We start from the raw sequence: 13,856 nt of genomic DNA on the forward strand, positions 1-13,856 counted from the left end.
CGGGAAAGTCCGGGCGCTGGCCCGGGGGCACGGAAGGACCGGGCGGCCGTTCGAGCCGCGATCCCCCCGCGAAGCTGAAAGTCCGTCGGAGACTACCGAAGCCTCCGGCGGCGCCGGAACGGGGGTGCCGTTTTCCGGCGGCTGCCCGGCGGCTCCTGCCCGGTTGGTCCAACTCTGCCCCAGGAAGGGGCTTTTGGCTCCGACCGGCAGGTGACGCGAAGGTGACCGGTACACGTCCGGAGGACGGTACCGGACGGCCCGGCGCCCCCGCCGCCGTTACGCCTGGGACAGGACCCGGGCGTCCGCGAAGAAGGACTCGGCGGCGATCAGCGCCCGCTCGTCGCGCAGCACGTCGCCCGGCCGGTTGGCGTGGCCGAGCAGCGCGCCGCCCCAGCGCATGCCCAGGTGCTCGGCGGTGAGCCGCAGGGTGCCGATCAGCGGCTCCGCCTTGTCCGGCTCGGTGGCGTACGCGGTGACCGCCCAGACGGTGCCGCCGGCCATCCGCGCGCGGAAGTCCGCGCCGGGCACCCGCAGCCAGCCCGACCAGTGGTCCAGGTAGTGCTTGGCCGCGGCCGGCAGCGCGTACCAGTACAGCGGCGCCACGAAGACCAGGTCGGTGGCGGCCAGGGTGGCGTCCAGCAAGGTGCGTTCATGGCCGGTGGGCGGCTCGTACCGGCCGTCCCCGGTGTGCCGGAGGTCCTCGAACGGCGGCAGCGGGTGGTCGGCCAGCCGCAGCCAGCGCTGGTCGGCGCCGGCCGGCAGGCTCGCCTCGGCGGCCAGCCGGGCGAGCCGTGCGGAGTTGCCGTCGGCGCGGGTGCCGGCGTCCAGGAAGAGGAAGGACCGGCGCGCGTCGGCGCGACCGCTGGGCTGGGACATCGGGACCCCCGTACGGACTGCGGATCGATCGAGGATCACGAGCCTACGGCGGGCCGGCGGTCCCGCCCGCGCTACTCCGGGAGCCCGGCCCGACGGCGCGCGACGGCCGCGACGGCCGCCCAGTCCTTCTCGCCGTCGCCGTGCGCCAGCGCGTCCAGGAACGCGTCCCGCAGCACGCTGCCGAACGGCAGCGGCACATGCGTCGCCGCACCGGCGGCGAGCGCGAGGTCGACGTCCTTGAGCCCGAGCGGCAGCTTGAACCCGGCGGGCTCGTAACGGCGTTCGGCCACCATCGAGCCGTACCCGGAGTAGATCGGGCCGGGGAAGAGCGTCCCGGTGAGCATCTCGATCAGGTCCGTCGGCCGGACGCCGTTGGCCTCGGCCAGGCTGCACGCCTCGGCCATCGACTCGATCGCGCAGGCCAGCAGGAAGTTGGTGCTGATCTTGGCGGTGTTGGCCTGGCGCGGGCGCTCCCCGAAGTGCCAGACGCGCCGGCCCATCGCGGCGAACAGCGGCTCGACCGCCGCCAGCGACTCCGCGCTCCCGGCGGCCAGGATGTTGAGCTCGCCGGCCTCCGCCACCGGCGGGCGGCCGAGCACCGGCGCGGCGACGTACCCGATGCCGTACTCGGCGTGCAGGGCCTCGGCGCGCTCGGCCAGGGCGACCGAGACACTGGCCATGTTGACGTGCACACCGGCCGTGGCGGCCTCCAGCAGGGCCGGGTCGAGCAGCAGCCGCTCCACGGCGGCGTCGTTGGCGAGCATCGAGACGACCGCGTCGGCCGCGAAGACCTCGGCCAGTCCGTCGGCGGCCAGGGCGCCGCGGGCGACCATGGCGGCCACCGGTTCGGGCGAGCGGTTCCAGACCCGGACGGTGTGCCCGGCCTTCAGCAGGCTGGTGGCCATGCCCCGGCCCATCGCGCCCAGTCCGACGAAGCCGACGGTCATCCCGCTCATCGCACACACTCCCGCTGTCGCCCGGTGGCCGGAGAGGTCGTCCGGCCACGACCAGCCGACTCTACGTCAGCCCTCCGTTCGGGCGGGGCGCCGTCCGGTCAGGCCGCCGCGGCGTGCCGTCCGTCCGCCGATCCCGCCTCCAGCTGGGCGAGGACGCGGTGGCGCAGCAGCTGGTACTGGGCCTGCAGCCGGCCCGGGCGCTGCGGACGGGCGACCGGCCGGCCGGGGCCGACCCGCTCGTCGGGGCCGAAGCGCGCGCGGGTCATGTCGACCTCGGCGCCGGCGGCCGAGCGGTTCCACCAGTGCAGGTCCGTGCGGACCCCGCCGGTGTACACCTCGCCCATCATCAGCTCGCCGCCGAGCAGGTCGTGCACCACCAGGGCGGTCGCCCGGCACTGGCCGTGGGCGGGGTCGTCGGCACGCCAGTGGGCCTGGTCCTCGGGCGCGCAGGTGTCGACACCCCAGGAGGAGCGGATCGCACGTTCGATGTCGTTGAGGGTCCACGCCGTCATAGCGGGAAGCCTGCCATGCGGCACCGACAGCGGCAGCGGCTTTTCGGCGGCCGACCCCGTGTTCTGCGGCGACCCGCACGACCTTCACCCGTACGGGGAACCCGCCGGGGAGGCGGGGCGCGCCGGGGAGGTCGGGGGTCCGCCCCGGCGCGCGGGCCGGCCGCACGCCCTCGGCGCGGCCGGCGGTCCTCGGTGGGAACTACTTGGTGAGCGCCTCGACGCCCGCCTGCGCGAACTGCTCGTCCTGGTCGCCGCTGGGCGCGCCCGCGACACCGATGCCCGCCACCGGCGCGCCCTTGGACTGCACCGGGGCGCCGCCGGCCAGGAAGAGGGTGTTCGGGATGTCCTTGAGGTTCGGGGCCTGGGCGAGGCGCTTGGCCAGCTCCGAGGTGGGCGCGTTCCAGGAGACCGCGGTGAACGCCTTGCGCACCGCCGACTCCGGCGACTGCGGGCCGGCGCCGTCGCCCTTGAGCAGCACCCGGGTGACGCCGTCGCGGTCGACGACCGCCACCGAGACGCGCTGGCCCGCCTTGGCCGCCGCGTCCAGGGTGGCCTGGGCGGCCTTGGTGGCGGCCTCGATGGTCAGACCGGTGCTCTGCGCGAGGTTCTTGTTCTGGGCGTCGGTCTTGACCGCGGCGGCGGTGACGGCCGGGGTGTCGGTGGCCTCGGCGCTGGCCGAGACGGCGCCGACGGTGGCGGCGGCCAGCGCGGCCGCGGCGACGGTGCCGGTCAGCACCTTGGCACGAACGGAGGTCTTCTTCATGGTCCGGCTCCTCGTCGGATGGCGGTGGTGGGGTCGGATCCGATCCTCCGTTCCGGCCCCCCGGTGCCACATCGGCGGTCCGGACACGGCGTCCGGGCATGATGGACGACAGACCCGTCAGCCGATCGGTCGATGCGGGCGGCGACCGGGCGGGCCACCATCGAAGGATCGCCGCGGCCCGGACGGCCCGGACGGCCCGGACGGAACGAGGAGCGGCCCCGTGCACCACCCCGGCCCCTCCCCCGTCGACCCCGCCGCCTCCGCCGCCTCCGCCGCCGCCGCCCCCGCTCCCGCTCCCGTCCTGGCCTTCCCCGACCCGGACGCCGGCCGGCTGGCCGTCCTGCTCGACTCCGCCTTCCTCCTCCTGCTCGCCACCTCGCTCAGCCGCTACCTCACCCACCACTCCGGCAATCCGCGGATCCCCTGGGTGCTCGGCCTGAGCATCGCCCTGGCCGTCGTCCAGCCGCTCGGCTCCTGGCTCGCCCACCGCCGCCTGCCCGACCCCGGGCAGCGCCGCCGCCCCTGGCCGCTGGTCGCGGTCACGGTGCTCTGGGTGGTCCTGGTCCTGGTCGCGCCGAGCTTCTCCTGGTGCGCCGTCCCGCTGGTCTACACGGCCCTGCGGACGCTGCCCACACCGGCAGCGATCCCGCTGGTGGCGGCGCTCACCCTGCTGGTGGTCGTCGGCGAGGTCCGGCTGCCGGGCCCGCTGGACGCCAACCTCATCCTGCTGCCGCCCGCCGTCGCCGCACTGGCCACCGGCGTCTTCCTGTACATGGAGCGGCAGGCCGAACGGCAGCGCGTGCTGATCACCGACCTGGTCCGCACCCGGCGCGAGCTCGCCGCCACCGAACGGCGGGAGGGGACGCTGGCCGAGCGCGAACGGCTGGCGATGGAGATCCACGACACCCTCGCCCAGGGGCTGTCCAGCCAGCAGATGCTGCTCCAGGCCGCCGACCGCACCTGGGACGGCGACCCGGCGACCGCCCGCGGCCACGTCCGCACCGCCGCCGAGGTGGCCGCCCGGAACCTCGCCGAGGCCCGCCGCTTCGTCCACGACCTCGCGCCCGCCGAACTCGCCGACGGCCGCACCCTGGACGAGGCGCTGCGCTCGCTCGCCGAGCGGGAGTCCGCCGAGAGCGGGCTGCCGGTCCGCTTCCACCTGGACGGCACGCCGGTGCCGCTGCCGGCGGCCGCGCAGTCGGCGCTGCTGCGGATCGCCCAGGGGGCGCTGGCCAACGTCCGTGAGCACGCCGGGGCCTCGGCCGCCGCGCTGACCCTCTCCTTCCTCGGCGACCAGGCCGTCCTGGACATCGCCGACGACGGCCGCGGTTTCTCCCCCTCGCCCTCGCCCTCGCCCTCCCCTTCGCCCTCCCCCTCCGCGCGGCCCTCCGCCCCGCCCGGTCCCTCCGGCCGCGGGCACGGCCTGCCGGCCATGCGCGCCCGGCTGCGTCAGCTCGGCGGCACGCTGACCGTGGAGAGCGCCCCCGGCGAGGGCACCGTGGTCTCCGCGGCGATCCCGCTCACCCCCGACCGCCGCTAGGCACTGGAGCCGTCCGATGAACCTCACCCCCGCCCCGTCGCCGGTCCGGCTGCTGGTCTGCGACGACCACGCCGTGGTCCGGGCCGGCCTGCTCGCCCTGCTGGCCAGCGCCGGCGACATCGAGGTGGTCGGCGAGGCGAGCAGCGGTGAGGAGGCGGTCGAACTGGCCGCCCGGCTGGCGCCGCAGGTGGTGCTGATGGACCTCCAGCTCGGCGACGGCATCGACGGTGTGGAGGCCACCCGCCGGATCACCGCGGCCCCGGACGGCCCGCACGTCCTGGTCCTGACCACCTACGACACCGACGCCGACATCACCCGGGCGATCGGCGCGGGTGCCACCGGGTACCTGCTGAAGGCCGAGCGGCCGGAGGAGCTGTTCGCCGCGGTGCACTCGGCCGCGCAGGGGCGCACGGTGCTCTCGCCGCCGGTCGCCTCCCGGGTCATGGCGCAGATGCGGGCCCCGGCACCGCAGCTCACCGAGCGCGAGACGGACATCCTGGCCCAGCTCGCCCAGGGGCTCGGCAACCGGGAGATCGCCCGTGCGCTGTTCATCAGCGAAGCGACCGTCAAGACCCATCTGGGCCGGATCTACGCCAAGTTGGGCGTCGACACCCGGGCCGGCGCGGTGGCCGTCGCCAAGGAGCGCCGGCTGCTCCGCTGATACCGACCTTCCATTCGGATTGTCTGATTCCGAACAAACGGTTCCGCCGGACCCGCGCCACCCGGCTCCGGTGCCCGAACTACCGGCCCCACCAGCGCTTTCCCCGCACCGTCAGCTCCCCGCTTGCCATCCGGGCCGAGATCCTCGAGGGTGGGACGCTTCAGGAATTCAGCATTGACAAACCAACCACGCGGTTTGTTACCGTAACGATCAACGACGCCCCACCTCAAGGGGGCTTGCCGGGCCTGTGCGGAACGCTCTCGCCGGAGAGTGGCGCCAGGGGGGACGGCGGGAGTCCGGGGCGATCGGGGGGAGCGGCGGAGAGCCGCGCGTCGACGCGGCGCGGAGCGGGTCCGGGGGGACTCGCTCCGCGCCTCCCTGCTTCCCGTGCCACCCCCACCGATCCCCCACCAACCCCTCACCGCCCCCGCGCCGAAGCCGCTCCGGCCGGTAAACTGCACCGGGTAGTGCAATCCGCCGAGGAGGGGACCCGCCGATGAGCACAGCGAACCCGGCATCGACCGCCGGTTCACGCCGCATGCCGGAGAAACGCCTGGCCATCGCCCGCGCGGCGAGCACGGTGTTCGGCCGCGAGGGCTACACCCGGGCCAGCGTCGACGCCATCGCCACCGAGGCCGGCGTCTCCAAGCGCACCATCTACAACCACTTCGGCGACAAGGAGAAGCTCTTCCTCTCCGTCGCCCTGGAGACCGCGGGCGAACTCACCGAGATCATCGCCGGCCTGGCCGACCGTCACCTGCACAAGATCGTCGATCTGGAGGCCGACCTGGTCGCCTTCGCCGTCGACCGCGCCAAGGCCGTCCTGGCCGCCGGCGAGCACTACGCGCTCGGCCGCACCATCCGCGCCGAGGCCGGCAACATCCCGCCCGACGTCCTCGCCGCCTGGCTCGCCGCCGGCCCCCTGGCCTCCCAGCGCGACCTCGCCGACCACATCGCCCGCCTCGCCGCCCAGGGCCTGCTCACCCTCGACGACCCCGACCTCGCCGCCACCCACTTCACCCTGCTCACCTTCAGCGGCGCGGCCGACCAGTCCTTCTACGGCGCCGTCCCCATCTCCGACGCCGCCCTCCACACCACCGTCGCGACCGGCGTCCAGGCCTTCCTCCGCCTCTACCCCCGCCCCTGACCCCACCGCCCCCTGACCCCACCGGCCCCCGACCCCTGACGCTGCGGGCCCCGAAACCGCGCGGCCCCCGCCGACCGGCGGGGCCGGCATCCGTCCCGGGACAGACCGCGCGGATCGGTCCGCCGCCGGACGCCGCCCCCCGCACGTCTCTGGAAACCTCCTCGGCGTACCGGAAACACGCGGACCAGGGGCCCGAATGATCACCATCACGGCACTCACGAAGCGCTACGGCAGGACCGTCGTTCTCGACCGCCTCTCCATGGAGGTGCACCCCGGACGGGTGACCGGCCTCCTGGGGCCGAACGGCGCCGGCAAGTCGACCACCCTGCGACTGCTCCTCGGCCTCGGCACCCCGACCTCGGGCACGGCGCTGATCGACGGCCGGCCCTACCGCGAACTGCGGCGTCCGCTCCACCGGGTCGGCGCACTGCTGGACGCGACGGCCGTGCCGGGCGGTCTGACCGGCCGCCACCATCTGGCCGCGCTCGCCCGCGCCAACGGCATCGGCCGGGCCCGCACCGACGCCGTCCTGGAGGAGGTCGGCCTGGCGGGCGCCGCCCGCCGACGGGTCGCGGGCTACTCCCTGGGCATGAAGCAGCGGCTGGGCATCGCCGCGGCACTGCTCGGCGACCCCGCCGTCCTGGTCTTCGACGAACCCGCCAACGGCCTGGACGCCGAGGGCATCCGCTGGATCCGGCTGCTCTTCCGGCGGCTCGCGGCCGAAGGGCGGACCGTGCTGGTCTCCAGCCACGTGCTGAGCGAGATGCAGCACACCGCGGACCACCTCCTGGTGATCGACCGCGGCCGACTCGTCGCGGACGCCGGGACGGCGGAGTTCACCGCCCGCAGCGCCGCCGTCCCCGTCCTGGTCCGCACCCCGGCCCCGGACGAACTGCGCCGGGTGCTGCTGGAGGCCGGTGCCCGGACCACCCCCGAGGCCGACCGCGCCCTCACCGTGCACGGCCTGGAGGTGAGCCGGATCGGCGACCTCGCCCTCGCCCACGGCCTCGCGATCCACGAACTCACCCCCCGTCCGACCAGCCTCGAAGAGGCGTTCATCGCACTCACCGCCCCCGCCGGCGGGAAGGACTGACCTGTGCGCACCGACCGAACACCGGCCCGCGACCTGATCGCCGCGGAATGGATCAAGCTGTCCACGATCCGCTCCCACCGCGTCGTCGCGGCCCTGGGCCTCGCCTCCTGCGTCACGGTCACCCTGCTGCTGAGCCGGAGCACGATCAACGGCTGGGACCGGCTCACACCCGGCGAGCAGGCCGACTTCGACCCGCTGCCCGCCTCCTTCGGCGGCCACGCGCTGCTGCAACTGGCGGTGATGCTGCTCAGCGCCCTCGCCATGAGCACCGAGTACTCCAGCGGGCTGGTGCGCACGACCTTCACGGCCGTTCCCGCCCGGCGGGCGGTGGTCGCCGCGAAGGCCGCGGTGGTGGGCACGGTGGCACTGGTCCTCGGGCTGACCGGCGCGCTGGGCGGCTTCTGGATCAGCCAGGCGCTGTTCTCCACCCGGCACGTCGGCCTCTCCCTCACCGACCCCGGCGCGCTGCGCGCCGTCACCGCGAGCGCCCTGCACCAGGTGGCGGCCGCCCTGATCGGGCTCGCGCTGGGCGCCCTGATCCGGCACGGAGCGGGAGCGCTCACCGCCTGCTTCGCCTTCCTCTTCGTCTCCCCGCTGTTCCTGCACGGCGAACACGGCGTGATGCTGCGCGTCCAGCAGTCCCTCCTGGGCAGCTCGCTGCACCACCTGACGATCAACCACCCCGATCCGCACGGCCCTTCGGCCACCGCGGCCTGGGCATCGATGCTGCTGCAGCCCCTGCTGGCGCTCGCCCTGGCGCTGCTCGTGGTGCACCGCCGCGAGGTCTGAGCACCGGCGGGGCACGGTGGCGGCGGGGCACGGTGGCGGGCCGGCGCTACGTGAAGGCCAGTCCGCTCTCGTAGGCCACGATGACGAGCTGGGCCCGGTCCCGCGCCCCCAGTTTGGTGAGCAGCCGGCTGACGTGGGTCTTCACCGTGCCGATGGACAGGAACAGTTCGGCCGCGAGCTCCGCGTTGGACATCCCCCGGGCGACCAGCCGGAGCACCTCCCGCTCCCGCTCCGTCACCCCGTCCAGCAGCCGGTCGGCCGCCGGCAGGGCGGGCCTGCGGCGGAACTCCTCGATCAGCCGGCGGGTCACCGTGGGCGCCAGCAGAGCCTCGCCGGAGGCCACCACCCGGACGGCTTCGAGCAGTTCGGCGGGCGGCGTGTCCTTCAGGAGGAACCCGCTCGCCCCGGCCCGGAGCGCGCCGAAGGCGTACTCGTCGAGCGCGAAGGTGGTCAGCACCAGGACCCGGACGGGCGCCGGGTCCGCGCCGCCGAGCAGCTCCCGGGTCGCGTCGATGCCGTTCAGCACCGGCATCCGGATGTCCATCAGCGCCACGTCCGGACGCCGTTCCCGGACCAGGTCCACCGCGGCCCGCCCGTCGGCCGCCTCGCCGACCAGCACCAGATCGTCGGCGGACTCGACCAGGACCCCGAACCCGGCACGGACCAGCGGTTCGTCGTCGGCGATCATCACCCTGATCGTCACAGCGTCACCGCGGCCTGCTCGTCGACGCACTCGGCAACGCGCTCGTCCGCGGAGGGCGCGGCAACCACGCCGGCGGCCGGAACGGCCACCGGGACGACGGCCGGAACGGCCACCGGCCGACGTCCGGCGATCGGAAGCCGCACCAGCACCCGGAATCCGCCGCCGGGCAGCGGCCCCGCCTCGGCCTCGCCCCCGTAGAGCGCGGCCCGCTCCCGGATGCCGACCAGACCGTGGCCGTCCCGGGCCGTCCCGGCCGGGCAGCCGCACCCCTCGTCGCGGACCAGGACGCTCAACTGGTCGGCGGTCCGCCGCAGTTCCAGCCGGGCCCGGTCGGTCCGCGCGTGCTTGACCACATTGGTCAGCGCTTCCTGGACGATCCGGTACGCCGCCGCGTCCACACCGGGCGGCAGGCCGTCCAGCTCGCCGACCACGGTCAACTCCACCTCCACGGCGGCCCGACGGGTCTGCCCGACCAGGACGTCGAGGTCGGCCAGGCCCCCGGGCACCATCTCGGCGGGCTCGCCGTCCCGCAGGACCCCCAGCAACGAGCGCAGTTCGTGCAGCGCCGCCCGGCTGGTCGACTCGATGGCGGCCAGGGCCTCGGCGGCCTTGTCCGGGCGGCTCGCGATCACATGGTGCCCCACCCCGGCCTGGACGGCGATGATGCTCATGCTGTGCGCCACCACGTCGTGCAGCTCGCGGGCGATCCGCAGGCGTTCCTCCACGACGGTGCGCCGGGCCCGGGCGAGTTCCGCCTCGGCGCGCTGCTCCGCCTGCTCCCGCAGCCACTCCTGGTGGGCCTGCCGCCGGTCGCTCAACAACCCTCCGGTCCAGGCCGCCAGTTGGACGCCGAGCGCGCCCGCCATCAGGTCCGGCCCGAACCGCACGTGCCCGGAGTTCACCTGGAGCAGCACACCGACGACCGCCTCGACGGCGAGGACCGCGGCGAGCGCCCCGGCCGCGTTCCGGACCGGCCGCCGCAGCGGGATCCGGTGGACCACCAGCACCATCGCCAGCCAGGCGAGCGGGAAGAAGCGCGAGTAGTCCATCGCCGGGAAGGTGACCGCCGCCACCGCCGTCGCCGCCCGGGGGAAGCGCCGGCGCACGGCGAACGCCCCGGCGAAGCCACTGACCATGACCGCACCGAACCAGGCCGGCAGGCCCATCCGGCCGGCGCTCCAGGCGGCGTTCGCGACGGCCGGGACGCCGATCAGGGCGGCGCCGGCCACGTCGAGGGCCATCAGGTGCCGGTGGGTGCCGAATCGGCCGAGCCGGCTGTGCGGTTGACGGTTCACGGGCCGACCCTAGCCACCGGGCGCCCGTCCGGCGTCTGTCCCGGGACCGATCCCGCGGCCGACCGCGGACCCGCGCCCCTCCCCGGCCGGGGGCGCCGTCGGCCCGGGAAGGCGTCACCGACCGTCGCTTGCCCGGTGGTTTGCTCCGGTCCACACTGATCACCGGACGAAGGGGACGCCATGGCGGAGGGCACGGCGACGGCCTCGGGGGGCGGGTCGGAGGCGTTCGGGGCGCGGCTCCGGGCGTACCGCAGGCGGGCCGGGCTGAGTCAGCAGACCGCCGCGGCGCGGGCCGGGGTCAGCACCAGGGCGCTGCGCGACCTCGAACACGGGCGGGTCCGGCGCCCCCGGGCGGGCACCCTGCGGCAGCTGGCCGAGGCCCTGCGGCTGACCGACGGCGAGCTGGCGGAGCTGCTGGCCGCCGACCCGGCCGAACCGGTGGCCGGCGCCGGGCGGCCGCGGCTGCTGATCCTCGGCCCGCTCGTCCTCCGGCACGACCGGACCACCGTCCCGGTGACCGGCCCGATGCTGCGCCGGCTGCTCGGCCTGCTCGCGCTCAAGCACCCCGCGCCCGCCACCCGGCAGGAGATCACCGACACCCTCTGGCCGTCCGGGCCGCCCGACTCCCACCGGAGCCTGGTCCACGGCTACGTCAGCCAGGTCCGCCGACTGCTGGCGCCGGACGGCCCGCGCACCGCCCCGGCGCCGACCGTCGTCCGCACACCCACCGGCTACCTGCTGGAGGCGCCGCGGAACCAGATCGACCTCGGCCGCTTCGACGAACTGCTGGACGACGCGCGACGCCTGCGCCGCACCCCGGACCCGGAGGCCTCGTACCGGGCGCTGACGCAGGCACTGCGGTACTGGCGGGGCCCGGTGCTCGCGGACGCGGACCCGGCGCTGCGCCGGCACCCGGCCGCGGTGGCGGCCGGCGAACGACGCCTCAGGGCCGTCCTGTTGCACGCCGACACGGCGCTGCTGCTGCGCCGCTCCGCGGAGGCCGTCCCGGTGCTGTCGGAGCTGGTCGACGCCGAGCCGCTGCACGAGGGCCTGCACGCCCGGCTGATGCTCGCGCTCGCGAGCTGCGGCGAACAGGCCGCCGCGCTCGCCGTGTTCGGCCGCCTGCGCGCCCGGCTCGACGAGGAGTTGGGCATCACGCCCGGCGCGGAGGTGCACGACGCCCAGCTGCGGGTGCTGCGCCGGCAACTGCCGCTCGCACCGGTCGGCGGCCCGGCGCCGACCGCCCCGCGGCCGGCCCAACTGCCCGCCGCCACCGGCGTCCACGTCGGCCGGCGGCGTCAGCTGGAGGAGCTGGACGCCCTCCTCGCGACCGACCCCGCACGCCGTCCGCACCTGGTGGCGGTGGTCGGCGCACCCGGCATCGGCAAGACCGCCCTCGCCACGCACTGGGCGCACGCCCGGCGCGCCCACTTCGAGGACGGACAGCTGTTCGTCGACCTGCGCGGCCACTCCCGGCTCCCGGCACTCAGCCCCGACGACGTCCTGGCCCGCTTCCTCCGGGCGCTCGGCGTCCGGCCCGACCGGCTGCCCGCGGACCGGGACGAGGCCGCGGCGCTCTACCGCACCCTGCTCGCCGACCGGCGCATGCTGATCGTGCTGGACAACGCGCGCGACGCCGAGCAGGTCAGGCCGCTGATCCCGGGCGCCCCGGGCTGCGCCGTGCTGGTCACCAGCCGCAGCCGGCTCGCCGGACTGGTCGCCGGCGACGGCGCCCGCCAGCTCGCCCTGGAGGTGCTCGGCCCGGAGGAGGCCCGCCGGCTGCTCGGCAGCACCGTCGGCGAGTGCCGGGTCGCGGCCGAGGAGCAGGCTGCGGTCGAACTCGTCCGGCTCTGCGGCGGCCTGCCGCTCGCCATCCGGATCGCCGGTGCCAACCTGGTCTCCCGCGGCACCGGAATCGCCGACTACTGCGCCGAGCTGGCCGGCGGCGGCGTCCTCGGCCGGCTGCACGTCGAGGGCGACCACCGCTCGACGGTGCGGGCCGCCTTCGACCTCTCCTACCGCGCGCTGCCGCCCGCGGCCCGGCGGATGTTCCGGCTCCTCGGCCTGATGCCCGGCCCGGACCTGTCCGCCGACGCCGCCGCCGCCCTCGCGGACTCGGCCCCGGCCGCGTCCGCCGCACTGCTGGCGGTCCTGGCCAACGCCCACCTGGTGCAGGAGCGGGCGGCCGGCCGGTTCGGGCTGCACGACCTGCTGCGCTCCTACGCCCGCGAACTGGCCGGCGAACTGGCCGGCGACACCGAGGCGCAGGCCGCCCGGGAGCGACTCTTCGGCTGGTACCTGCGGCACGCCGACGCGGCGGCCCGGCTGCTCTTCCCCACCGCCCCCGCCCCGGACCCGGATTCCCGCACGCCGCCGGCCGCACCCCCCTTCCCGGACCACGGCCGGGCGGCGCGGTGGCTGGAGGAGGAACGCGAGAACCTGGCCGGCGCCGTCCTGGAGGCGTCCGACGCCGGTCTCATCGCCGTCGCCCGGCGGCTCGCGGAGAGCCTGCACGGCTACCTCTCGACCGGCATGTACACCGGCGACTGTGCCGAGCTCGCCACCGCCGCCCTGCTGCACCGCCCCCGGCCCGACCGCCCCGACGGCCTGGACCGCCCCGCGGGTGAGGTTGCCGACACCGAGACCGACGACGAGGCCACCCTCGGCCTGATCTGCTGGAGGCTCGGCCGGCTGCACGAGGCCGCCGACCACTTCTCCCGGGTGGCCGGGCACTTCCACGCCCTCGACGCGGCCCGCGCGGAGGCGGTCTCGCACACCAACCTGGGGATCGTCCACCGGGCGCTGGGCCGCCCCGGCGACGCGATCCGGGTGCTCGGCGAGGCCCTGCCGGTCCACCTGCGGAGCGGCAACAAGTACAGCGAGACCGTGGCACTCAACGGCCTCTCCGGCGCCCACACCGACCTGGGCGACCACGCCACCGGCCGGCAGCTGGCCCGCACCGCGCTCGCCATCGCACGCACGCTGCGCAACCGGGCCCTGGAGGCCAACGCCTTCCTGGCGCTGGGCGCGGCGCAGGAGCGCGCCCACGAACCGGCGGGCGCGGCCGACAGCTACCGGGAGGCGCTGCGCCTCGCCGAGCTGGTGCGCGACCGCTTCACGCAGTCCACCGCCCTCGTCGGCCTCGCGACGGTCCGGACCTGCCACGAGCCACGGGCCGCCCTGCGCACCGCGGAGCGCGCCCTCGCGCTCTCCCGGGAGGCGCGGTTCCGGATGCTCGAAGGCAACGCGCTCGACGCGTTGACCCGCGTCCGGGTCCGGCTGGGCGAGCCACGGGCCGCCCTGGAGACCGGGCACGCCGCCCTCGCCGTGCACCGCGAGACCGGACACCGGCCGGGCGAGGCGCGCAGTCAGCTGGCGCTCGGCCACGCGCAGTCGGCCCTCGGCGCGCGCGGCCCGGCGTTCGGACACTGGCGCGAGGCGCTGCGGCTCTCCCGGGCGATGGGCGGATCCGGGATCCGCTGACCGGCGGTCCGGCAGTTTCCACGGTTCTGCCGGTCCGC

At 75.9% G+C, this 13,856-nt stretch carries 12 protein-coding genes; 6 read left to right on the top strand and 6 right to left on the bottom strand.

Translation table 11 applies throughout. The features are described 5' to 3' along the window. Positions 1-276: 276 nt before the first annotated feature. From ACFVUH_RS07905 to ACFVUH_RS07920, 4 genes are all read right to left on the bottom strand, one after another. Positions 277-876 (bottom strand): NAD(P)H-dependent oxidoreductase, encoded by a 600-nt coding sequence (locus tag ACFVUH_RS07905; RefSeq protein WP_355360778.1) that lies wholly within the window; start codon positions 874-876, stop codon positions 277-279. A 71-nt stretch (positions 877-947) separates the two neighbouring features. After that, a complete protein-coding gene (locus tag ACFVUH_RS07910; RefSeq protein WP_380689600.1) occupies positions 948-1,832 on the bottom strand; it encodes an NAD(P)-dependent oxidoreductase in 885 nt (294 codons plus the stop codon). A gap of 98 nt (positions 1,833-1,930) precedes the next feature. Beyond that, positions 1,931-2,344: a hypothetical protein gene (locus ACFVUH_RS07915; protein WP_355360784.1), complete on the bottom strand. Its 414-nt coding sequence runs from the start codon at positions 2,342-2,344 to the stop codon at positions 1,931-1,933. Positions 2,345-2,543: 199 nt separating this feature from the next. Beyond that, positions 2,544-3,107, bottom strand: coding sequence for a heme-binding protein (locus tag ACFVUH_RS07920; RefSeq protein ID WP_355360787.1), 564 nt, complete (start codon positions 3,105-3,107; stop codon positions 2,544-2,546). Between the two features lie 220 nt (positions 3,108-3,327). Between ACFVUH_RS07920 and ACFVUH_RS07925 the strand changes: the two genes are divergently transcribed. From ACFVUH_RS07925 to ACFVUH_RS07945, 5 genes are all read left to right on the top strand, one after another. Beyond that, a complete protein-coding gene (locus ACFVUH_RS07925) occupies positions 3,328-4,647 on the top strand; it encodes a sensor histidine kinase (protein ID WP_387911864.1) in 1,320 nt (439 codons plus the stop codon). A 16-nt stretch (positions 4,648-4,663) separates the two neighbouring features. Beyond that, entirely contained in the window at positions 4,664-5,308 is a 645-nt protein-coding gene (locus tag ACFVUH_RS07930) for a response regulator (RefSeq protein WP_387911866.1), read from the top strand. 538 nt (positions 5,309-5,846) lie between these two features. Further along, positions 5,847-6,455 (top strand): TetR/AcrR family transcriptional regulator, encoded by a 609-nt coding sequence (locus ACFVUH_RS07935; protein ID WP_387911867.1) that lies wholly within the window; start codon positions 5,847-5,849, stop codon positions 6,453-6,455. Positions 6,456-6,651: 196 nt separating this feature from the next. Then, a complete protein-coding gene (locus tag ACFVUH_RS07940; protein WP_387911869.1) occupies positions 6,652-7,548 on the top strand; it encodes an ATP-binding cassette domain-containing protein in 897 nt (298 codons plus the stop codon). Positions 7,549-7,551: 3 nt separating this feature from the next. After that, positions 7,552-8,337, top strand: coding sequence for a hypothetical protein (locus ACFVUH_RS07945; RefSeq protein WP_387911871.1), 786 nt, complete (start codon positions 7,552-7,554; stop codon positions 8,335-8,337). A 46-nt stretch (positions 8,338-8,383) separates the two neighbouring features. Here the strand turns inward: ACFVUH_RS07945 and ACFVUH_RS07950 are convergent, their stop codons facing one another. Beyond that, the gene (locus ACFVUH_RS07950) at positions 8,384-9,025 is read right to left on the bottom strand and encodes a response regulator (protein ID WP_387911873.1); all 642 of its coding nucleotides are present in this window, start codon (positions 9,023-9,025) and stop codon (positions 8,384-8,386) included. An 11-nt stretch (positions 9,026-9,036) separates the two neighbouring features. Beyond that, entirely contained in the window at positions 9,037-10,335 is a 1,299-nt protein-coding gene (locus tag ACFVUH_RS07955; RefSeq protein ID WP_387911874.1) for a sensor histidine kinase, read from the bottom strand. Between the two features lie 180 nt (positions 10,336-10,515). Here ACFVUH_RS07955 and ACFVUH_RS07960 point away from each other — a divergent pair, with 180 nt between their 5' ends. Further along, the gene (locus ACFVUH_RS07960) at positions 10,516-13,818 is read left to right on the top strand and encodes a BTAD domain-containing putative transcriptional regulator (protein WP_387911875.1); all 3,303 of its coding nucleotides are present in this window, start codon (positions 10,516-10,518) and stop codon (positions 13,816-13,818) included. The last annotated feature ends 38 nt before the right edge of the window (positions 13,819-13,856 follow it).

It is taken from the genome of Kitasatospora sp. NPDC058032, from assembly GCF_042885845.1.
Lineage (GTDB): Bacteria > Actinomycetota > Actinomycetes > Streptomycetales > Streptomycetaceae > Kitasatospora.